The organism is Actomonas aquatica, from assembly GCF_019679435.2.
Classification (GTDB): domain Bacteria; phylum Verrucomicrobiota; class Verrucomicrobiia; order Opitutales; family Opitutaceae; genus Actomonas; species Actomonas aquatica.
Genome location: NZ_CP139781.1, coordinates 1,633,361 through 1,654,629, shown reverse-complemented (window position 1 = coordinate 1,654,629; position 21,269 = coordinate 1,633,361). Strand labels below are relative to the sequence as shown.

General features: G+C 65.2%; 14 protein-coding genes. 1 reads left to right on the top strand and 13 read right to left on the bottom strand.

Annotation, left to right across the window (positions count from 1 at the left end):
• Positions 1 to 24 precede the first annotated feature (24 nt).
• The 8 genes from K1X11_RS06380 to K1X11_RS06345 form a co-directional block, all read right to left on the bottom strand.
• Positions 25 to 1,782 (bottom strand): sulfite reductase subunit alpha, encoded by a 1,758-nt coding sequence (locus tag K1X11_RS06380; protein ID WP_221030901.1) that lies wholly within the window; start codon positions 1,780 to 1,782, stop codon positions 25 to 27.
• Positions 1,783 to 1,835: 53 nt separating this feature from the next.
• A complete protein-coding gene (locus K1X11_RS06375) occupies positions 1,836 to 3,626 on the bottom strand; it encodes a NirA family protein (protein WP_221030900.1) in 1,791 nt (596 codons plus the stop codon).
• A gap of 163 nt (positions 3,627 to 3,789) precedes the next feature.
• Positions 3,790 to 4,986, bottom strand: a complete 1,197-nt coding sequence (locus K1X11_RS06370; protein WP_221030899.1) for an alginate export family protein — start codon at positions 4,984 to 4,986, stop codon at positions 3,790 to 3,792.
• A 42-nt stretch (positions 4,987 to 5,028) separates the two neighbouring features.
• Positions 5,029 to 5,916, bottom strand: a complete 888-nt coding sequence (locus K1X11_RS23495; protein WP_221030898.1) for an ABC transporter ATP-binding protein — start codon at positions 5,914 to 5,916, stop codon at positions 5,029 to 5,031.
• Positions 5,913 to 6,905 (bottom strand): ABC transporter ATP-binding protein, encoded by a 993-nt coding sequence (locus K1X11_RS23490; RefSeq protein WP_324726127.1) that lies wholly within the window; start codon positions 6,903 to 6,905, stop codon positions 5,913 to 5,915. The genes K1X11_RS23495 and K1X11_RS23490 overlap by 4 nt, the downstream gene beginning before the upstream one ends.
• A gap of 28 nt (positions 6,906 to 6,933) precedes the next feature.
• Positions 6,934 to 8,622, bottom strand: a complete 1,689-nt coding sequence (locus K1X11_RS06355; protein WP_221030896.1) for an ABC transporter permease subunit — start codon at positions 8,620 to 8,622, stop codon at positions 6,934 to 6,936.
• A 22-nt stretch (positions 8,623 to 8,644) separates the two neighbouring features.
• Complete coding sequence (locus K1X11_RS06350; RefSeq protein WP_221030895.1) at positions 8,645 to 10,057, bottom strand: CmpA/NrtA family ABC transporter substrate-binding protein; 1,413 nt, start codon at positions 10,055 to 10,057, stop codon at positions 8,645 to 8,647.
• 303 nt (positions 10,058 to 10,360) lie between these two features.
• Positions 10,361 to 11,464, bottom strand: a complete 1,104-nt coding sequence (locus K1X11_RS06345; protein ID WP_221030894.1) for a CmpA/NrtA family ABC transporter substrate-binding protein — start codon at positions 11,462 to 11,464, stop codon at positions 10,361 to 10,363.
• A 101-nt stretch (positions 11,465 to 11,565) separates the two neighbouring features.
• On the opposite strand from K1X11_RS06345, the gene K1X11_RS06340 reads away from it, so the two are divergent.
• On the top strand, positions 11,566 to 12,495 hold the full coding sequence (locus tag K1X11_RS06340) for a LysR family transcriptional regulator (RefSeq protein ID WP_221030893.1): 930 nt from the start codon (positions 11,566 to 11,568) through the stop codon (positions 12,493 to 12,495).
• 8 nt (positions 12,496 to 12,503) lie between these two features.
• Here K1X11_RS06340 and K1X11_RS06335 read toward each other — a convergent pair whose 3' ends face one another.
• The 5 genes from K1X11_RS06335 to K1X11_RS06315 form a co-directional block, all read right to left on the bottom strand.
• Positions 12,504 to 14,174 (bottom strand): glycosyltransferase family 39 protein, encoded by a 1,671-nt coding sequence (locus tag K1X11_RS06335; protein ID WP_221030892.1) that lies wholly within the window; start codon positions 14,172 to 14,174, stop codon positions 12,504 to 12,506.
• Positions 14,175 to 14,202: 28 nt separating this feature from the next.
• Positions 14,203 to 16,545: an efflux RND transporter permease subunit gene (locus K1X11_RS06330; RefSeq protein ID WP_225919417.1), complete on the bottom strand. Its 2,343-nt coding sequence runs from the start codon at positions 16,543 to 16,545 to the stop codon at positions 14,203 to 14,205.
• 203 nt (positions 16,546 to 16,748) lie between these two features.
• Positions 16,749 to 17,660 (bottom strand): WD40/YVTN/BNR-like repeat-containing protein, encoded by a 912-nt coding sequence (locus K1X11_RS06325; protein ID WP_221030891.1) that lies wholly within the window; start codon positions 17,658 to 17,660, stop codon positions 16,749 to 16,751.
• A 41-nt stretch (positions 17,661 to 17,701) separates the two neighbouring features.
• On the bottom strand, positions 17,702 to 19,051 hold the full coding sequence (locus tag K1X11_RS06320) for a DUF1329 domain-containing protein (protein ID WP_221030890.1): 1,350 nt from the start codon (positions 19,049 to 19,051) through the stop codon (positions 17,702 to 17,704).
• 27 nt (positions 19,052 to 19,078) lie between these two features.
• Positions 19,079 to 21,040 (bottom strand): DUF1302 domain-containing protein, encoded by a 1,962-nt coding sequence (locus K1X11_RS06315; RefSeq protein WP_221030889.1) that lies wholly within the window; start codon positions 21,038 to 21,040, stop codon positions 19,079 to 19,081.
• Positions 21,041 to 21,269: the final 229 nt, after the last annotated feature.

The window sequence follows — 21,269 nt, the reverse complement described above, 5'->3', positions numbered from 1 at the left end:
GGATTCGGGATGCGCGATGCTACTTCAGTAGACGTCGCGGCCGTAGCGTTTGGCGGCTTTGAGGGCGTTGACGTAGGCGGCGGCTTGCTCGGCGGTTTTTTGGCCGTGGGTGGCGATGATGTCGTGCAGGGCGAGATCGACATCCTTGGCCATGCGTTTGGCGTCGCCGCACACGTAGAAATGCGCGCCGTCTTCGAGCCATTGCCAGAGCTCGGCGCCGGCTTCGCGCATGCGGTCCTGCACGTAGATTTTCTCCGCCTGATCTCGGGAGAAGGCGGTGTCGACGCGATGGAGCAGGCCGGTCTTTTGCCAGGCCGCGATCTGGTCCTGGTAGAGGTAGTCGCTGGCGGCGTGTTGGTCGCCGAAGAAGAGCCAGTTGCGGCCGGCAGCGGCGGTGGCTTCGCGCTCCTGGAGGAAGGCGCGGAATGGCGCGATGCCGGTGCCGGGCCCCACCATGATCATGGGCGCGGTCGGATCCGCGGGCGGACGGAAGGCTTTGTTGCTGTGAACGAAGACGTGCGCGGTGCCAGCGGCCAGGGCGCGCTCGGCAAGGAAGGTGGAACAAACACCTTTGCGCGGACGGCCACCGTGGTCGTAGCGCACGGCGCCAACGGTGAGGTGGACTTGGTCGGCATGGGCTTTGGGGCTGGAGGAGATGGAGTAGAGCCGGGGGGCGAGCTTCCGCAGGAAGTCGGGATTTTGGATTTGGGATTTTAGATTTTCGATTGCCGCGGGGCAGGCGGCATGGAGTGCGTCGAGCACATCGAGGGTGGTATCGCTGGCCGGGAGCTGCAGGAGCTCGAGCAGGGTCTTGGTGGGTTTGCCGAGGTCGAAGCAGGTGGTGAGGGCGGTGCGCAGGGGGAGCTCACCGTTGGCGGTCGTGACGGCTTCCTCACCGTCGCAGCCGAGAGCCTGCAGGACGCCGGCGACGAGCTCGGGGCAATTGTGCGGGATGACGGAGAGGGCGTCGCCGGCCTCGTAGGTGAGACCGCTGCCAGTGAGAGAGAACTCGACGTGGTTCACTTCCTTGGCCGAGCCGGCGCCGTTGAGGTTGCGCACGGTGAGGACGGGCGCGGGGAAGGGGCGAGCGCGGCCGTAGGCCGCGTCCAAGTCTGAAGTTTGAAGTTTGAAGTCAGAAGTAGAGGTGGCTGCTGAAGTTACTTCGTTCTTCTTACTTCCTACTTCTGACTTTTGCAGCGTGGTGAGGGCTTGCTCGAGCCACGTTGCAAAGGGTTCGTCGTAGTCGACGTCGCAGTCGACGCGTTCGGCGATGCGGGTGGCGCCGAGTTTGGCGAAGGCCTCGTCGAAGGCTTTGCCGCATTGGCAGAAGGCTTCGTAGTTGGTGTCGCCGAGGGCACACACGCTGTAGCGCAGGGAGCCGGGGAGGGCGGGGGCACCGTCGGCCAACACGGCATCGTAGAGGGCCTTGGCATTGTCGGGTGGTTCGCCTTCACCGTAGGTGCTGGTAATGACGAGCACGTTCTCGTGGGCGGCGAGATCGGCGGGCGATGCCGCGGCCATGTCGAGGATGGTGGGGGTGAAGCCCTTGCTCGTGGCGGTCTTGGCGGCCTGCTTGGCGAGCGACTCAGCGGTGCCGGTTTGGGAACCCCAGAGGATCGTCAGCGGCGTCGCCGCCGCTGGGATTTTTGATTCTGGATTTTCGATTTTGGATTGGTCCAAGGGCGTGCGGCAGAACGCACCCGCGAAGAAGCCGTTGAGCCAGGCGCGTTGCTCGGGGGAGAAGGGGGCGCTGTCGGGGACGAAAGGGACGGTGGGAGACATGTCTGATGTAAGATGTCTGATGTTTGATGTAAGATGTTTGAGGTCGGATGTGCTCAGACTTGGTTGGCGAAGAGCTCTTGGAGTTCGCCGACGCTGTGGCGGCGGGTCCACTGGACGAAGGTTTCGCCGGTGTCGTGAGATTCCTGATACGTATCGAGGATGCGGTCGAAGAGGGCGGGGAGTTCGTCGTGGCCGACGCCCTTGAAGATCTCGCGGGCGATGCCCTGCTCCTGGTCCATGCCGCCGCCGAGCACGATGTGGTAACCCTCGCGGCCGTCCTTGAGTTTGGTGGCGACGCCGCCGATGTCGCCGCAGTAGTGCTGGGCGCAGGAATGGGGGCAGCCGGTGAGGTGGATATTGACCGGGAAGTCGAGTTCACCGAGACGGCCGCGCAGGTGTTTCATGAGACAGATGGCGTGTCCCTTGGTGTCGGCGCCGGCGTATTTGCAGCCGGTGTTGCCGGTGCAGGCGACAACGCAGCCGGCGCAGGTGGAGGCCTTGGTGGTGAGGCCCATCCGTTCGAGGCTGGTTTCGACGGTGCCGGTGAAGGCGTCGGGCACGTGCGGGATAAGGAAGTTTTGCCAGACGGTGAGGCGGATCTCGCCCTGGCCGAAGTGATCGGCGAGGTCGGCGACGCGACGGGCCTGCCAGGACTCGAGGCGGCCGACGGGCACGACGGGACCGATGTAGTTGAGGCCGCGCTGGGCTTGGCGGTAGGTGCCAAGGTGGCCGTGTTTGAGCACGGGCTTGCGCGGCTCGCAGGCGGTGAGGGGCAGGCGGGTGAGGGGGAAGGCGAGTCGCTTCTCGGCCTCTTCGACAAACTTGGCATCACCCCACTGCGCGAGGAGGTATTTGAGGCGGGCTTTTTTGCGGTTGGTGCGGTCGCCGTTCTCGACGAAGACGCGAACCATGGCGGCGGCGAGGGCGACGGCTTCGGAAGGCTTGATGAGCAGGCCGGTGTCGCGGGCAAAATCCTTGTGGCCGGTGATGCCGCCGAGCTGCACCCGGAAGTAGACGCCGGGTTCAATACCCTCGTGGCCTTCACCGACACGGACCGCAAAGAAGCCGATGTCGTTGGTGTCGGCGGCGGCGGAGATGGTGCCGCCCCCATCGAAGGCGATGTTGAACTTGCGGGGCAGGCCGTAGAGGTCGCGGTGGTTGAGGATGTAGTGATGCATCGCCTTGGCGAAGGGGCGCACATCGAGGAGTTCGTCGCGGTCGAAGCCGGCGGTGGGCGTGGCGGTGATGTTGCGGATGTTATCCGCGCCGGAACCTTTGGACGTGAGGCCGAGGTCCTGGATGCGAGTGAGGACGTTGACGATGTCCTTGGGGGCAAATTCGCGCAGCTGGAGGTTGTTGCGCGTGGTGATGTCGAGGCGACCGTTGCCGAGGTCGTCGGCGAGCGCGGCCAGGCCGCGAAGCTGGGTGGACGTGAGGATGCCGGCGGGAATGCGCAGGCGGCACATGAAGCTGTCCTGGGCCGGAGCGACGTGGAAGAGGCCGTAGTATTTGAAGCGGAAGGCGTCGCTCTCGTCAGGGAAGGTGCCGGCGTCGGCGTGGGCGACGAGGCGGTCCCAGATGTCGAGGCCATTGAGCTCGTGTTTGATGAGCTCGGGTTTGCAGAGGTCCTCGAGAGGGGTGCCGTAAACCGTCTCGGGAGCGGCGGCGGCGAGGTTGGGGCCACCGGTGGCGGGATCGTCTGTGAGCTGGCCCGCGTCGTTCTCGCCGACGAAGGGTAGGTGTCCCGTCGCCATGGCGCCCGCGAGGAAGCCTTGGAGGTATTCCTTTTGTTCGGCGGAGAAGCTGCCGGAGGCGGGAAAGGAGGGAGGAAGCGACGTGTTCACGGGGAGAGAAATAGCAGCGGCGGTGCCGTGGGGGCGAAATGAGCAATTAATGCGGCGCGTGGAATTGCTCGAAATAATGAGGCGCGTTTATCGATTGTCGGATGGAGAGGAGGGCCGGTTGAAGCCGGCCCTCCCGTTGGTTGCAGCTGGACAGCACCTACGGTCAGTAGGCGAAGTTGAGTTCGACGCTGAAGCGGTCGGTGTCCCGGGCGAAACCGTCGCTCTCGAAGGAGGCGAACTTGGCGATGGCGGTGAAGCGCTGGGCGAACTTCTTGGCCACCACGAGGTCGATTTCGGAGCCGTAGTCGGCGCCGCCGCTCTCGGCGGAGAAGTCGTGGTAGAAGGCCGTCACGTTGACGCCGACGATCGGGCCGCCGACGCTGACGTAGAAGTCCTCGAGACCGGTGCCGGGCGTGCCGAGGAAGAGGTCAGCGAAGCCGTTGAAGGCGTGCAAGGTGGCGAGCGGGGTCTTGAAGCCCTGACCATTGCCGGCGCCGAGCACTTCGTAACCGATCTTGGCGGTGACCTTGCCGAACTTGGCGCCGAGTTCACCGACGTAGTAAGTGGCGGTGTAGTCGAAGGGGCTGTTGCCGTAGTCGGACTGGGTGGCGGCCTCGAGGCGGTAGAGAATCGAGGTGGTGTCATCAATCTTGACGGTGCCGTTGTAGCTCGCGCCGTAGGTGGCGGAGGAGTTGGCGGCGGCGTTGTCGAAGTCGAGCAGGTAGGCGTAACCGGCGAGGGTGCCGGAGCCGACCTTGTAGCCGGCGCTGAGGAAGTGGCTGTCGGACTCCCAGTCGCGCGCATCGCCGAAGATGCGGTTGATCTGCCAGAGGTAGCCATAGGTGAGCTTGAGCTCGGGGGTGGGCGAACCGCTGACGGTGAAGGCGTCGTAGGTCTGCTGGTCCTGGCGCCAGCCGACGTCGCCGATGAAGCGGACGTTGTCGACCACGATGCGCTGGCGTCCCAGTTTTCCGGATACGCTCTCGCCGGCGTAGGCGAGGAAGGCCTGGTTGACCTCGGTGCCCTCGACATCGGCGATGACGACCTGACCGGCGCCGCCGGGGTTGAGGCCGGCCTGGTTGTAGGCATCGGGATCGAAAGCGTGGACGTTCTCGCCCTCGATCATGAAGCTCCAGCCGTTGAACTTGCCGGAGGTGAAGCCGAGGCGATTGCGAAAGGTGAAGGCGGTGGAGTCGTTTACGCCGGGCTGGTCGCCGTATTCGTAACGGAGACGGGAGGCGAGGGAGACCTTACCTTCGGAAAACACCTCGTCCAAGGTCGAGGCGGCGGGGGCCGTGGCGGCGGCGAGAACGAAGGCGGCGAGGCCGCACATCGATATTTTTGGGCACAACTTGGTCATGATAGGCAGATTTTGACGGTGCAGGGTCGGTTCGGTTTTCGGTCAGAACAGGGCGGCAATGGCGCCCGTCATGCGCTGACGGAAAGTGGGTTTGGCGGCGGGCGGGTGGCCGCTGCCGGAGCCAGGTTTGACCTTGGCTTTTTTGGCGTGCTCACACTCGTCGAGGAAGCGGAGCAGGCGTTCGCGGTATGCGAAGAAACGATCGTCGGTCATCATGGCGTCGCGATCGCGGGGGCGGGGGAAGTCGATCTCCATGAGCTCGCCAACGTGAGCGCCGGGACCGTTGGTCATCATGCAGACGCGGTCGGACATGTAGACGGCCTCGTCGACGTCGTGGGTGATGAGCATGGTGGTGATCTGGTCGCGATCGAGGATGCCGAGGATGACATCCTGGAGCTCCATGCGGGTGAGAGAGTCGAGGCGGCCGAAGGGCTCGTCGAGCAGGAGGATCTTGGGCTTGAGGGCGATGGCGCGGGCGATGCCGACACGTTGCTGCATGCCGCCCGACATCTCGCGCGGGTATTTGTGCATGGACTCGGCGAGGCCGACGGCGGAGAGGGCGTAGGCGACGATGTCCTTCTTCTGCTGCTTGGTGGCGTGCGGATAGACCTCCTTCACGCCGAGCATCACGTTGCCCCAAGCGGTGAGCCACGGCAGGAGGCAGGGGGCTTGGAACACGACGGAGCGGTCGGGGGCCGGGCCGGAGATCTCGCGACCGTCAACGATGATGCCGCCGTCGGAGATTGGGTTGAGGCCGGCGATCATGGTGAGCACGGTGGACTTACCGCAGCCGGAGTGGCCGATGACGGAGATGAACTCGCCCTGGCGCACGGTGAGGTTGAAGCCGTCGACGACTTTGACCTCGGCCCCGAAGGGATTGGGGTAGGCTTTGACGAGGTTGGAGATTTCGAGGAAGCGATCGGCGTTCATGCGGCGGAGGAGTTGGAGTCGTCGTTGAAGCGAGTATTGGCCTGGCGGATACCCTCGCGGGTGACGGCGCGCGGCGGTTCGCGGCGGCCGGAGGAAAAGTCGGCGGGCAGGACGTTGGGCATCTCGAGGGTCTGGTTGACGCGCAGGGCCTTGGCTTCGCGGTTGAGCTCGAGCAGGTAGTGGGTGATCTCGGCCTTGAGGTGTTTGAAGGCCGGATCGTGGTTCATGGCCGTGCGATCGCGGGGGCGTTCGAGAGTGTTGGTGAACGAGGTGGCGAGGGTGGCGCGTGGGCCCATGGTGAGGGGGATGACGCGGTCGGCGAGCAGGAGGGCTTCGTCGACGTCGTTGGTGATGAGCACCACGGTGCGGCGGTCCTGTTCCCAGATGCGGGTGATCTCGTCCTGCAGGTTGGCGCGGGTGAGGGCGTCGAGGGCGGAGAGCGGCTCGTCGAGGAGCAGCACACCGGGTTGCATGGCGAGGGTGCGGGCGAGGGAGACGCGCTGGCGCATGCCGCCGGAAAGCTCGCGGGGCTTTTTGTCGGCGGCGGGGGTGAGGCTCACCATGTCGATGTAGCGGGCGACATGGGCGCGGCGCTGGGCGGCGGTGAACTGCGGGAAGACGGATTTGACCGCGAGATCGATGTTGCCCGCGACGGTGAGCCAGGGGAGGAGCGAGTAGTTTTGGAAAACGATGCCGCGCTCGGGACCGGGTTCGGTGACAAGCTGGCCGGCCATGCGCACCTCGCCTGTATCCGGTTGTTGGAGACCTGCGAGCAGGTTGACCAGGGTGGACTTGCCGGAGCCGGAGAACCCGATGATGGCGACAAACTCGTTTTCCTGCACCTGCAGGTTCACGTTGGCGAGGACCTCGGTGCGGTTGTTGGACGGACCGTAGCCGACGTTAACCCCTTTCAGTTCCAAGTAGGGTGCGGACTTAACCGCAGAGGACGCAGAGGCCGCAGAGAGAGGCGTCAGAGTATCTGTGTTCATCTGTGTAATCTGTGGTTAAAGATTCAGCTCAGATGGCGGTGGGGGCGCCGTCGAAGGAGACGAGGCGTTGGAGGACGATCATGATGCGGTCGAAGGCGAGGCCGATGGCGCCGACGACGAAGACCACTACGAACATCTGGGCGAAGGTCTGGGAGCTGCCGTTGTTGAACATGTCCCAGACGAACTTGCCGATGCCTTCGGAGGAGGAGAGCAGCTCGCCGGCGATCAGCACCATCCATCCGACGCCGAGCGAGATGCGCAGGCCGGTGAACATGAGCGGCAGGGCGGAGGGAATGACGATCTTGAAGAGGCGGGCGAAGAAGCCGAGGCGCAGGACGCGGGCGACGTTGAGGTGATCCTTGTCGATCGAGGCGACGCCGAGGGCGGTGTTGACGAGGGTCGGCCAGAGGGAGCACATCGCAACGGTGAGGGCGGAAGCGAGGAAGGCCGGGTTGACGTCCATGCCGGAAAGGCCGGGGATGGCGTCGAAGAAGCGCAGCAGGGCGCTGTCGGACGGGTCAGGAATGAAGCCGCCGACGATGATGAAAATGATGGGGAGCCAGACGATGGGGGAGACCGGCTTGAAGAGGGAAATCATCGGGGTCATGGCCGCCATGAAGATGCGGGAGAGGCCGCAGAGGATGCCGATCGGAATGGCGATGACGGAGGCGACGAGGAAGCCGAAGAGCACGCAGCGCACGGAGCGGTCGATCTGGGCGGGCAGGGTCCAGGGCTTGGAGTAGGTCGCGACGGCGAGGGTGGTGAGGTTGCCCTCTTGTTGCTGGATGGCGGTGGCGGTTTTCAGCGCGGCGGCGGGATCGGTGGCGTTGGCAAGATCGGCGCGGAGGGCGTCGATTTGGGCCTGGGCGTCGGCGACTTTGAGCGAGCGATTGTCATCGGTGAGCAGGTCGCGGCGCTTGCGCAGGAACTGGAGTTCTTCCTCGAGGCGGTTGGAGGCGGCGCGGGCGGCGATGAGCGGCGGGTATTTGGCGTTCTCGAGGGCGGTGCGCTCGTCGCGCAGGGCTTGGATCTCGGCGGTCTCGGTTTCGGTGGCGACCTGATCGGCTGCGACGGCGGCGAGGAGTTGGTCCGGCGTGGCGTCACCGGCGACGACCTGGGCGGCGAGGGCGGTGAGTTCGGCTTGGCGGGCTTTGGCGGTGTCGCGGTATTCAAGGCGCTTGGCGCGGTAGGCGTCGTTGATGGCGGCGGTGCTGGATTTGAGGGCTTCGCGAGAGGCGGTCTCGGTGGCTTTGAGTTCTTCGGCGGCGGTGGCAGCGAGCGGGGTGAGTTCGGCGATGCGGGCCTCGACGGCGGCGAGTGCGGCCTCGCGTTCGGCGCCGGTGCGGAGCATGTCTTCGCCCTTGATGGTTTCGCGTTGGTGGAAGGTGAGCACGCCGTCGGCGGCATCGACCACGACGCCCGGGGTCGGCACTTCGCCGGACTTGGTGGTGTGGCGGGGGCCCGCGAAGTTCCAGAAAGCGAGGAAGAGCAGGAAGGTCACCAGCGGGATGACGATGAACTGACCGATCTTCTTGAGTTGGGCCTTGGGCTCTTCGCCGTAGCAAAGGCGGACCACGGGGTCGAACACCTGCAGGCCGGCGACATCAAGGGCTTTGAGGATCTTGTATTTCATGAGTGGATACTCCGAGGACGGGCGAAACGCGAAAGAGAGGAGACGGAGGAGGGAGAGGAGTTGCGGAGCGCGGCGGGCGGCCACGCCCCGCAACGAGTGCTACGGACTAGGGATTGGCGGCGACGGCGTCGGACACGGTGTCCTTGTTGCCGATGGCGAAGGAGTTGATGTAACCGATCGGGTCGCGGGCATCGAAGGGGTTGCCGTCGATGAACTCGTCGGTGGCCGGCTTGTAGCCGTCGGTGTCCCAGGGGATGTCGGCTTCGGCGATGTGACCCTCTTCGAGGAGGAGCTTGGCGGCGGCGAGGTAGACGTCGGGCAGGTAGATGTCCTTGACGGTCTGGGCATACCACTCGGCGGACTTGGTCTCGGTGATCTGGCCCCAGCGGCGCATCTGGGTGAGGAACCAGACGCCGTCGGAATACCACGGGAAGGTGGAGTGGTATTTGAAGAAGACGTTGAAGTCGGGCATCTCGCGCACGTCGGACTTCTGGAAGATGAAGGTGCCGGTCATGCTGTTTTTGATGACGTCGTAGTCGGCGCCGACGTAGTTGGGCTGGGCGAGGATGCGGACGGCTTCCTCGCGGTTGACGAGCTTGCCGGAGGCGTCGGTTTCATCGAGCCACTTGCCGGCGCGGATGAGGGCTTTGACGACTGCGACGTGGGTCTGCGGGTTGGCGTCAGCCCAGGCCTTGGAGACACCGAAGACTTTTTCCGGATTGTTCTTCCAGATGTCGTAATTGGTGGTGACGGGCACGCCGATGCCTTTGGCGACGGCCTGCTGGTTCCACGGCTCACCGACGCAGTAGCCCTGGATGTTACCGGCTTCGAGCACGGTGGGCATCATCGGGGGCGGGGTGACGGAGAGTTCGACCTCGGCGTCGGTGCGTCCGCCGATGTCGGTGGCGGTATACATGCCCGGGTGGATGCCGGCGGCGGCGAGCCAGTAGCGCAGCTCGTAGTTGTGGGTGGAGACGGGGAAGACCATGCCCATCTGGAGCTTGGCGCCCTTGGCGAGGTAGTCGTCGACGACCGGGCGGAGACCGCGGGCGGAGATCGGGTGCTGGGGCTCGGGGGTGTCGAGGTCGATGTCCTCGAGCTGCATCTGCTCCCAGACGGAGTTGGAGACGGTGATGCCGTTGCCGTTGAGATCGAGGGTGTAGGCGGTGACGATGTGGGCCTGGGTGCCGATGCCGATGGTGGCGGCGATGGGTTGGCCGGAGAGCATGTGGGCACCGTCGAGGTTGCCGGAGATCACGTTGTCGAGGAGGGTCTTCCAGTTGGGCTGGGCGATGACCTCGACGGCGAGGCCCTCGTCGGTGAAGAAGCCCTTTTCCTTGGCGATGACGATCGGGGCGCAGTCGGTGAGCTTGATGAAGCCGAACTTGAGTTCGGTCTTTTCCGGCGTGAGTTGGGCCGAGCCGGTGACGGCGGAGCCGAGGGCGAGCAGGCCGATGACCGGCGCGGCGAGACCGCGGGTGAGGCGGGTCAGGCGGGAGGATCGGAGGGAACGAAGCATGGTAGTGAAGTCAGGTTGGTCGGTTCGCAGATAGCGGCGCAGCTTGCGCCATCGGCCCCTGTTTTAGCTCCCGCGGTGCCAACCGTGCCAAAGTGGACGAATAGTGAGATGGATCAAATCGATGAAAATCCGCCGGATCATTCATACATGAGTGAATTGGGCGTTCATCCCGGGACGGCACGGGCGGTGATATGAGATGTTTCTATGCCGCATTAGCGTTGGTGCTGGCTTGGGGGGGCGGACCGGGTGGTGCGATTTGCCCATATCGTTGTGCAGAAACGTCCAATGGGCAGATTTGGCGGGCTATGCCGCGGATGCAGCGGCCCGGCGCATGGCCTGTTGGTGCAGGTCGCGGCGGAAGAGGGAGCGGGCAAAGTGGGGCGGGATGGTCGTGCCGGGAGGGAGCAGGCCGTGGCGTTTGATGCGCTCGAGGAGGGAGTCGGCCCAGCGCGGGTCCGGGGCGGAGCGTTCACCGACGCCGAAGCTCAGGAAGGTCTCGAGGGAGGCGCTGCGGCCCTGGCCGAGGTCCATGGGGCCAGCGAGGGAGGCGGCGACGGCGCGGGCCGGTTGGTTGAGGTATTCGCGGCGGGCGAGCAGTTTGATGAGCTCGGGGCGGAAGGCGGGGTCTTCGCATTGGGTGCAGGCGGCGGCGAGGGCGGCGAGCAGGCGCATGTGTTCGTCGTGGCGGGACTGGGCGAACTCGCTGCGCACCATGAGCACCTTTTCCGGTTCGCCGGGGTGGAGCTCGGCGCTGGTGGTGGGGCACCAACCGATGCCGGCTTGGACGGCGAGGGTATTCCAAGGTTCGCCGACGCAGTAGCCGTCGATGGTGCCGGCGGAGAGATTACGAAACACTTGGGGCGGCGGCACGGTAACGATGCGCACATCGCGGCGCGGGTTGATGTCGCCAGAGGCCAGCCAGTCACAGAGGTGCAAGTAGTGGGTGGAGTGCAGGCCGGGGGCGCCGAGCACGACCTGGTGTTCGTGGCGTGAGGCGACGATCTGCTCGCGGAACGAAGCGGCGTCCCGCACCCCGCGCTCCCACCAGCGGTTGGCGAGGGTGATGGCGTTGCCGCCGGTGCTGAGCACGAACGCGGTGAGGCAGTCGGTGGGGGCCGCGCCGCCCAAGCCGAGGCGGGTGCTGATGAGCAGGCTACTGATGGCCTGGGCCGCCTCGAGTTCGCCAAAGGCAATCTTGTCGCGAATCGTCGCCCAACCGAGTTCGCGGCGGAGTTGCACGTCGAGGCCCTGCTGACGAAAGAGGCCGTATTCGTGAGCGACCACGAGGGGGGCGGCATCGATGAGCGAAACAAAGCCCAGGCGCACGCGCGAGCCAGTGGGCGTCGTGGGAGCGGCTGGGGAAGGCGAGGACGAGGCGGTCGATTTGGCGGAGGCTTTGCGCGGCATGTTCAGCGCGCGGAGAGCTAGGGGAATGCCAAATACAATGAGGCTGGCGCATGAACTGCTAGGAAACGGCCAAGTCTGCTCATGCTAACACGTCACAATCGATGCCTGCTCTGATCGACAGTCGCCAACTCCTCGCGTTTTCCACCCTGGCCCGCCACGGCAGTTTCACCAGTGCGGCCAAGGAGCTGTTTCTGACTCAGTCGGCGGTGAGCCACGCCATCAAGGCGCTGGAGACGGATCTCGGAGTGAAGGTTTTCGATCGGGTGGGCAAGAAGGCGCATCTCACGCTGGCGGGGGAGCGTTTGCTCACGCATGCGGATCGGATTCTGCGGGAGATGCAGGATGCGCGCAGTGGCATCGAAGAACTGTGCAACTGGGGGCAATCGCGTCTGCGGGTGGGCGCGAGCACGACGGCGTGTCAGTATCTGCTGCCGGGCGTGCTGCGGGAGTTTAAGCAGAGTTTCCCGGAGTGTGTGATCCGGATCGAGCCGGGCGACAGTCCGCTGATGGGCGAAGCGCTGCGGGCCAACAATATCGACCTGGCGCTCATGCTGCGGCCACCGAGCCGGGAAGACGTGGAATTTAGGGCGATCTTTACCGACGAGTTGGAACTCTACGTGGCGGCTAATCATCGGTGGGCTACGAAACCGAAGGCGGTGCCCTCGGCGGAGGAGCGCAGCAGTGAGACTTACGTGCTGTATGATAAAAGCACCTACACTTACGGCATGGTCACCGACTACCTGCGGGGCGAAGGCGTCACCCTGCAGAACCCCATCGAAATGGGCAGTATGGAAGCAGCGAAGGAGCTGGTGAAAATCGGCCTGGGGGTGGGAGTGTTCGCGCGTTGGGTGGCGCAGAAGGAGGTGGAGGAAGGTTCGCTCGTGCCGGTGCCCATTGGCGTCCAACCGCTGCGCCGGGAGTGGGGCGTGGGTCACTTGAAGGGCCGTCGGCTTGGTCTCGCGGAGGAAACGTTTCTGGGCCTGTTTGAGGCGGCGGCGGAAATGCTGCAGCTGGCGATGGCGCGGCGCTAGGCGCGGTTTTAGGCACGGAGGGCGCGGCGGAAGGTGGTGATGAACAAGGCGACTAGGCCGAGCGTCAGCGGGGCCCAAGCGAAGCCGGGCAGTTGTTCGCCCAACAAGGTGTAGCCGGCGCGGATCTGCATGGCGGCGTTGAGCCAGAGCGTCTGGCCGTAGGCGTGGAGGAGGGGTTCTCCGTTGCCGTAGGCGAGGATGCCCGGCGTGATGCGTGCGTTCTCGATGAAGAGCTGCAGACCGATACCTGCGGCCAGATCGAAAAAGAGGGCCGCGGCGAGCACCACGCGGCGCGGTGACGGCAGTTTGGCCAGGAGCACCGCGGCGCCCGCGACGAAGGCGAGGGGCAGCGTGAGCAGGCAGATGTGGGCGACGCCCCAGGCCGCGGGCGCGGTGTGGGCCGCGATGCCGAGTAGCACGACGGCGAGGATGGGCAGACCGAGTTGGCGGACGACGGCCCCGAGTCGAGGCCACCAAACCGCGCGCGAGAGCACCAGCACCACGAGGCCGGTGAGGCCGAGCATGCCCGGCAGCGTTTCCTGATAAAAATGGAAGCGATGGTCGCGCCAATCGGCCATCACGTTGGCGGGCGGCACGTAGCTCGGATCAAACGGCGGCAAGAAGGGCGCAGGCACCACGGTGCGCAGCAGGTTGATCGCAAAGGCGCGCAGGGCGTCACCTTCGGCGGCGAAACTTACGGTGGAGTTGGAGGCAAAAGTGGTGGTCCAGCCATAGCGACCGACCGACCAGAGCAGCCAGGTGCCCATCACGACCGCAAACAAGGCGGCGCTCCACGGCAGCGCGCGCAGGAGCAGGCGACGGGGCTCGGGCCGCCGCGCGATCCACGCGAGCGTCGCCAACGCGACCACCAAGTAGATCGCGGCGGAATAGTGACTCACGACGGCCCCGGCGGCGGCGGCCCCGGCGAGCTGCAGGTCGCGGGCGTGTTGGTGGCGCAGACCTCGCCAGGTCAACACGGCGGCGAGCAGCACCCACGCGGCGGTGCCTAGCTTGGTCCACGGGAAGGTCGCGTTCTGCATGAGCGCGGGCGACGCCATGAGCAGCACCAGCAACCAACGGGCGGCACGGTCTTCGGTGGTGCCGGTGCAGAGCTCGCGCACGAGCAGGCGGGCAGGAAAGAAGGCGAGTGAACCCAGCAGCGTCATCACCACTTGATAGTGGGCAAAGGTGTCGCCGACGGTGCCGAGCACGAGGGCGGTGATCGTGTTGAGCAGGGGCGGACGCGAGGGAAAGGGATCGGCGGCGAAGAACGCGGCATCGGTCGGGCTCTGGTGCAGGATGTGTTGGGCGCGGTGGTAGTGGCCGATCCAGTCATTGGTCCAATCGCCGCCGGAGTAGTGGCGAATGAGCGCGAGGCAGCCGAGCAACCACAGGGCCCACAACGCCCAGTGGGCGAGCAAGGTGCGCGTGGCAGGATCCTGTATCCACGATTTCACTTCACGGCGGCCCGCCCAGAGTCCGCCGGTGGCGAGCAGACCGACCAGCGGCCACCAGGTCGCAGGCAGACGCAGACCGTGCAGCAGCGCGCCGATCAGAAACAGCACCAACAACCCGGCAAACGGCGTGAGGGCCGCGCGCCGCCAAGGCGTATCGGCGAGGCGCGGAGCCAAGGGCAGACCGGCCCCGAGGAGCAGAACAAGCAGGCAGAGCAGAGCCATCAACGGAACTCCGGCAGGCGCCGAAACCCTAGTCGAGGGTCTTTACGCGTCGGCTGCCGAAGAGCCAGCGAGCGAGCGCGGGCAGGATGACGATGGCCGCGATCATGTTGACGAGGAACATGAAGGTAAGCAGCACGCCCATGTCGGCCTGGAATTTGAGTTCGGAGAAGATCCAGGTGCTCACGCCGATGGCGAGGGTGAGGCCGGTGAACACCACCGCACTGCCGGTGCGGGTGAAGGCTTCAAACATGGCGTCTTCGAACGCCATGCCTTCGCGGCGGCAGATCATGAAGCGGGAGAAAATGTAGATGCCGTAGTCGACGCCGATGCCGACGCCGAGCGCGACGACAGGCAGGGTGGAGGTTTTGAGGCCGATCTGCAGCGCAACCATGAGCGCGTAGCCGAGGTAACTGACCAGCAGCAGCGGCAGCACGATGCAGAGCATGGCGCGCACGGAGCGGAAGGTGATCAGGCACAGGGTGATGACGGCGCCAAAGACCCAGAAGACGATCGGGTATTGGGCGGCGGCGACGACTTCGTTGGTCGCGGCCATCACGCCGGCGTTGCCGCTGGCGAGGCGGAACTTCACTTTCTCGGACGGATTGGCGGCGGCGAACGCCTTCACTTCATCGGTCACGCGGGTGAGCGTTTCGGCGCGGTGGTCGGTGAGGAAAATGAGGATGGGCATCACGCTGCCGTCGGCGTTGAGCAAGCCGGTGGAGGTCTCGATGGGCGACACGACTTGCGCGAGAGCGGCGGGGTGGGAAGGCAGGATGCGCCACTTGAGGGAGCCCTCGTTCCAGCCGGCGTTCACGGTCTTGGCGACGGAGGTGAGGCTGATGATGGACTGCACGCCGGGCACGGTGCTCATGTGGCCTTGGAATTGGTCCATGAGGGTGACGACGTCGTAGTCGACACAGGCATTGGGGCCGCCCTCGGCGATGACTTTGAGGATGTCCACGCCGATGGAAAACTTGTCGGTGATGGTGCGGCTGTCCTCGTTGTAGCGGGAGGTCTGGCGCAGCTCCGGCACGCCCGCCTGGGTGTCGCCGATGCGCACCTTTTGGGATTGGCCGAAGGCCCACCAACCGAGGCCGACGCACACGAGCAGGATGGTGGCGGAAACGCCGGGGCGCATGACGATGCAGACCTTCTTCCAAGCGGCGTCGGTGCGGGTGCGGCGACCGGCGATCTTCTCACGGTAGTGATTCGGCAGCTTCACGTAGGAGAGCAGAATCGGGAGCAGGAAGAGGTTGGTGATGAGAATGACGGCGACGCCGAGCGAAGCGGTGATGGCGAGTTCGCGGATGACCTCGATCTTGATGATGAGCATCGTGACGAAGCCGAGCGTGTCGGTGAGCAGGGCAACACCGCCGGGCACGAGCAATTGGCGGAAGGCGGCGCGCGCGGCCTCGACACTGTTGCGACCGGCAAAGGCCTCGGCGCGGTAGGCGCGCATCATCTGCACGCCGTGACTCACCCCGATGGCGAAGATGAGGAAGGGCACGAGGATCGAGTAGGGATCGAGGCCGAAGCCGAGCGCGTTGAGCGTGCCGAGTTGCCAGAGGACCGCGATGAAGGCGCAGCCGAGGGTGAAGGCGGTGAGTTTGAGCGACTGCGAATAGAAGAGGATGAGCAGGCCGGTGATGACGAAGGCGACGGCGAAGAAAAAGAGCACGTTCTGGGCGCCGTCGGAGATGTCGCCGATGACCTTGGCGAAGCCGATGATGTGCACGCCGAGGCGCACATCGACGGCCCAGCCGGAGAATTGGCCGCGGATGTTTTTCTCTAACGCGTCGGCCACCTCGATGTAGTCGATGCGCTCGCCGGTGGTGGGATCGACCTCGAGGAGTTGGGCGCTGATGATGGCGCCGGAAAAGTCGTTGGCGACGAGTTGGCCGAGTTTGCCGGACTTGATGATGTTCTCCTTCACCTTGGCGAAGTTGGCCGGGGTGGGGGTGAAGTCGGCGGGGATGACGTTGCCGCCGGCGAAACCGCCGTCGACGACCTCGACGTAACGCACGTTGGGCGTGAAGAGGGACTGCACCTGCGCGCGGTCGACGCCGGGCAGGAAGAAGACGGCGTCGGTGGCTTCGCGCAGGGCGGCGAAGAACTCGGGGGTGAACATGTCGCCGTTGCGCGCCATAAGCGCGATGACGATCTGGTTGGCGCCACCGAAGTCCGATTCGTATTGGGTGAAGGTATCGATGTAGGGGTGGTCGAGCGGCAGCGACTTCTTGAAGCTCGCGTCGACGTGCGTGCGCGAGGTGAACCACGCCATCAACGCCGTGAGGAGGGCGAACACCACGACGAGTTTGGCGCGGTTACCAAACACGAAATTTTCCAAGGCGGCGGTGATGCGATCCTTCATGGGCTTTGAGTCACGGAGAGCACAGAGGGGGCACAGAGGGCTCGGAGGCGGAGAGGCACGGTGGGGTTTACACCAAGGTAGCAAAGGCAGCGAAGAGCCTGGCGCAGGAGGCGGTCATAGGGACCTTGGTGGAGACCATAGTCGGCAAGTGACGCTGTGCGCTCTGTGTTCACCGCAGTGTCCTCTGGGTCTAAGAATTCAGCTTACGGAGCTGGGTTGACGCCGTTCTCGCCGAAGGTGAGGAGTTGGCCGGCGGGGGTGAGGAGGACCTCGGCGATGCTGGGCGTGCGATCGGTGGGGGCCGTGAAGGTGCGGCCGCCGTCGCGGCTCATCCACCAGGTGCGGGCTTGGCCGGCGAGGATGATGGTGCGGGCGGCGCCGAGTTCGATGCCGGTCATGAGCAGGCCGGTGCCGGGCGTTTTCACCGCGGTCCAGCTGTCGCCGCGGTCGGTGCTGCGATAGACGCGGCCGCGCAGACCGTAGGCGAGCAGGGTGTGGTCGGAGAGCTCCATCACGCCGTAGAGCGAACCGTCTTCGCCGGTGTCGAGTGTGTCCCAGGTGACGCCGTTGTCGCTGGAACGGAGGAGCGCGCCCATTTCACCGGCGATGAAGAGGGTGCCGTCGGCCATGCGGGTGATGCGGTTGAGGTGCATGTCCTCATCCAGGATCCATTCCTGCTCCCAGGTGGCTCCTGCGTCATGACTGACAAAGTAGGAGCCGAAGGCGCCGATGGCGATGAGGTGGCCGCCGTCGAGGGCGAGCAGGTCGAGGAAGGGCGACTCGGGGTCGGGCCCGGTGTATTGGTGTTGCCATGACAGCCCACCATCGGTGGTGCGCAGCACGACCGCGCCGTGGCCGGCCGCCCAGCCGTTGCGGGCGTCGGCAAAACTCACGGCGCAGAGCGTGTAGGGCACGACGGGATCGGAGGTGATCCAGGTTTTGCCGCCATCGGTGGAGCGGCGGATGAGCCCGCGTTCACCGACGGTCACGATGGACTCGCCGGCGAAGGTGGCGTCGAGCAGGAGGGGGCCGGTGGGGGCCGCGAACCCGACGGTTGCGGCGCAGAGGGCGACCAGCGCCAGGAGCAGGCGCAGGCCGCCGCGGATGTCGGGCATAAAGCCCGACCCACAGGGAATGCGTGGTCGGGCGGAGGAGGTCACTTGATACCGTCGCGGCGCAGGGCGTTGGGCGAGTAGTCTCGCTCACCGCGTTGGATGCTGAAGTCATACATCTGCTGGTCGTTGTCCAAGCCGATGGCGAGGTAACGACCGGCCACGAGGTCGGTGTGGACTTCGAGGGTGCTCCAGAAAACGGGCACGTCGTAGTAGTTGATGCAGTGGGCTTCGGAGACGCGCCAGAGTTCGCCGCGGGAGTCGTATTGGTCGGCGGCGAGGATCTGCCAGGAGTCTTCGTCGATGTAGAAGGTGCGGCGCGAGTAGAGGTGGGAGGTGCCGTCCTTGAGGGTGGCATCCACGACCCAGACGCGGTGCTTTTCGTAGCGGGCGAGGTCCTGGTTGATGTGCAGGGGTTGCAGGATCTCGTCGGGCGAAACCTGATCGCTGTGCAGCTTGTAGCTGTTGTAGGGCACGATCATCTCGCGCTTGCCGACGAGCTTCCAGTCGTAGCGGTCGGGCGCGCCGTTGAACATGTCGAACTGGTCGGAGGTGCGCATGCCGTCGGCGGCGGTGCCGGGGTTGTCGTAGGCAACCTGCGGGGCGCGGCGGACGCGGCGCTGGCCGGCGTTGTAAACCCAGGCGCGACGCGGCTCGATGACTTGGTCGAGGGTCTCGTGGGCGAGCAGGATGGTGCCGGCGAGACGGGCGGGAGCGAGCACGGCTTGTTTGAAGTAAACGAGGGTGTTGTTCAGCTCGTCCGGACCGATGTCGGTGCGGGCGTAGTTGAACCAGAACTCGTCCTCAAACTCGACCATGGTGTAGCTGCCGTTGCGCTGCGGGGCGGCCTGGCCGATGTAGCGGATGGCGGCGTCACCGCGGTAGCGGGTGAGGTGGTTCCAGAGGACCTCGTGGCCGTTTTGCGGAACGGGGAAGGGGATGCCGCGGATGGCGCCCTCGATGCCGGCGCCGTCGTTGACGAGGCGGGCGGTGGGGGCGAATTCCTTGGTGGCGTCGTAGATGCGCTGGGGCACCGAGGCGCTGCGGTGGGTGGGATAGACGACGAGTTTGTAGTCGTCGTAGGCCTCGATCAGGGCGACGTGACCGGCGGTGAGCTGGTCGCGATACTGGGCGAGGTTGGCGCGGGTGATCGTGACCAGCGGTTGGTCATCGGCGAAGGGATCGGGATGGTGGTCACCGACTTGGAAGCCGGCGGGAGGCGTCGTGATGCCGCCGGTCCAGGCCGGGATGGAGCCATCGGCGTTGCCAGCCTTTTCACCGCCGAGCGGGGTGAGGTCGTTGCCGAGGCGGGCGAGATCGGTGTCGCTGATCTCGGCGCAGGCAAAGGTGGCGGTGAGGAGGAGGCTACCCGTGAGGTGAAGAAGAGATTTCATCGTGGCACGTGGGGGAGTGAACCCGGGTTAGAAGGAATACTTGAAGGTGGTGGCGAAGTAATCGCGATCGCCGAGGAGGTTTTGCACGCCGCCGCCGAAGTAGGAGACGTAGCGGACGTCGGCGGACCAGGCGTTTTGCCACACGAACTCGGCGGAGAGGCTGAGCGATTTGCGGCCTTCGAGGTAGTTGGAGAGCGGTGCGGGGCTGTTGCCGCTCACGTCGTGCGAGAAGGCGACGGTGGGCAACACGTTCACGCCGGCGAAGACGTTGTTGTATTCGAGACGGGCGAGGAGCTGGTAGCCCCAGGCAAAGTCATCGGCGAAGTAACTCATCGGCGTGGCGGGCAGGGCGCTGCCGGTGCCGATCATGGCGGCCTGATCGCCGGAGGTGTAGGTGCCCTGGACCTCGTAGCGGAGCACGTCCTTGGACGGGATGTCGGCCCAGAGACCGCCCACTTCACCGACCATGGTGAGGGCGTTGGCGCCGAGGGTGGGACCGAAGACCTTGGTGAAGGTGGTCTGGGCGGTCCAGACGTCGTGGCGACGATGGCCGCGGATGATCTGGCCGTATTGGCCGAGATAGTTGCCGAGCTGGTTGTTGGCGCCGAACTGGGGGGCGAGGGTGGAAAGGGCGGCGAAGAGCAGCTCCACGTCGTCGACCTGCAGCGGCACGTCCTGCTTGTAGGACACTTCACCCTGCCAGGCGACGCCGATGCTGGCGAGGTCGGCATTGAAGGAGGCGCCGAGCATGGTGATGTCTTCCGGATACTCGATGAAGTAGTTGGCCGTGGCGGCGGCGGAGAGCAGGCCGAGCTGGCGGGCGCCGGCGGCGATCTGTTGGGCGGCCGGGTAGAAGGGCGCGAAGCCGGCGAGCGTCGGGTGCTGCGCGATGGCGGCGGCCGGCACGTCGGTGAGGGCGGCGCCGAGCAGCTGCGGCAGGATCGTCGGGATGGCCTGGGCGGGCACGCCGTTGGCGACCATGGCGGGCACGAGCTGCTGTTGGGCGAGGGCCGAAGCGGTGCCTTGCACCTCGGCGACACTGATGCCGCGGGTCGGGGTGAGGGCGTTGATGAGCGGGAGACGACTGTGGAACTTGGCGTAGTAGAGGCCGAACTCGGTGTCGTTGAGGCCCGGGGCGAGGTAGCGCAGGGCGAGACCCCATTGGTTGTAGTTGTTGCCCTCGTCATCCCGGCCGCGCGGGATGCCGCCGAGCGGAGCGGTGTCGGGCAGGGCGCCGAAGCCGAGGTAAACGGTGTCGCCGCCGCGGGAGGCAAAGTCGTTGGTCGAGAAGAAGGTGCCGGCGGGCTCGATCTCGGTGTGGCGGAACTCGAGCAGCCAGAAGGCCTCCATCGACAGGTTGTAGGTGAGGTCGGCGGAGACCTTGAGCATGTTAACCGGGAGGAAGGCCTCGCGGAGCTCGGCGCCGGGGACGCGCAGGTTGGCAACTTCGATCGGGTTGATGATGTTGTTGCCGTTGGGCAGGAAGGTGGATTCGCCGAGGCTGAGCACCTGACGGCCGATGCGCACGTCGACCGGAATCTCGCCAACGTCGAAGCGCACGACGCCGTAGAGATCGAAGTAGTCGAGGCGATTGCCGGCGCGGTCGAGGGCTTCCTCGGAAAGGGGCTTGCGCAGGTTTTTGGCGCCTTCGACGGCATCGTCGTAGAGCCAGGAACCACGGGTGAAGAAGCCGAGGTTTTCGCCGAAGAGCAGTTCGAGTTCGGAAGTGACTTTGAAGGCCTTTGAGACCCAGCCGTCGTCAAAATTGAGGTTGCCGTCGTCGGAGTTGACGGAGTTGGCCAGGCCACCGTTGGAGGTGCCGATGAAGGCCGGGTTGGGGTCGTCGAGACGGTAGATGCCACCGACGGATACGGTCGTGTCGAAGCTGCCGCTCAGATCACCGTGGGTGAAGGTGATGGCGGAGAGCGAGGTTGCCGTAAGCAGACTTCCCGCGAGCCACCAGCTGCGGGCAGGGGAGTGTGATTGCATGGACGTGGTTTGGTTCGAAGTAGGACCGAGCGGTCGCTAAGAGGGTTCGCGCAGAGCGGCCGGAGTGGGAAAGAGGGTTTTTCCCCGGCTGATCTTGTGACGCGGACGTTACGAGGTGAAAGGGACTAGACAAGCGGTAAACGCCCGTTCGGATAGGGGATAATACGGGGTAACAAACCTGAGATTACACCCTTGCGGTAGGCACGTTTTGGCTAAGGTGTGCGTTCGT

Excerpts from the sequence above, each read along its gene's own strand:
- K1X11_RS23490 (WP_324726127.1), bottom strand. The coding sequence starts at position 6,905 with ATGAACACAGATACTCTGACGCCTCTCTCTGCGGCCTCTGCGTCCTCT.
- K1X11_RS06320 (WP_221030890.1), bottom strand. The coding sequence starts at position 19,051 with ATGAAATCTCTTCTTCACCTCACGGGTAGCCTCCTCCTCACCGCCACC.
- K1X11_RS06380 (WP_221030901.1), bottom strand. The coding sequence starts at position 1,782 with ATGTCTCCCACCGTCCCTTTCGTCCCCGACAGCGCCCCCTTCTCCCCC.
- K1X11_RS06335 (WP_221030892.1), bottom strand. The coding sequence starts at position 14,174 with ATGGCTCTGCTCTGCCTGCTTGTTCTGCTCCTCGGGGCCGGTCTGCCC.
- K1X11_RS06370 (WP_221030899.1), bottom strand. The coding sequence starts at position 4,986 with ATGACCAAGTTGTGCCCAAAAATATCGATGTGCGGCCTCGCCGCCTTC.
- K1X11_RS06325 (WP_221030891.1), bottom strand. The coding sequence starts at position 17,660 with ATGCCCGACATCCGCGGCGGCCTGCGCCTGCTCCTGGCGCTGGTCGCC.
- K1X11_RS06350 (WP_221030895.1), bottom strand. The coding sequence starts at position 10,057 with ATGCTTCGTTCCCTCCGATCCTCCCGCCTGACCCGCCTCACCCGCGGT.
- K1X11_RS06315 (WP_221030889.1), bottom strand. The coding sequence starts at position 21,040 with ATGCAATCACACTCCCCTGCCCGCAGCTGGTGGCTCGCGGGAAGTCTG.
- K1X11_RS06345 (WP_221030894.1), bottom strand. The coding sequence starts at position 11,464 with ATGCCGCGCAAAGCCTCCGCCAAATCGACCGCCTCGTCCTCGCCTTCC.
- K1X11_RS06330 (WP_225919417.1), bottom strand. The coding sequence starts at position 16,545 with ATGAAGGATCGCATCACCGCCGCCTTGGAAAATTTCGTGTTTGGTAAC.
- K1X11_RS23495 (WP_221030898.1), bottom strand. The coding sequence starts at position 5,916 with ATGAACGCCGATCGCTTCCTCGAAATCTCCAACCTCGTCAAAGCCTAC.
- K1X11_RS06340 (WP_221030893.1), top strand. The coding sequence starts at position 11,566 with ATGCCTGCTCTGATCGACAGTCGCCAACTCCTCGCGTTTTCCACCCTG.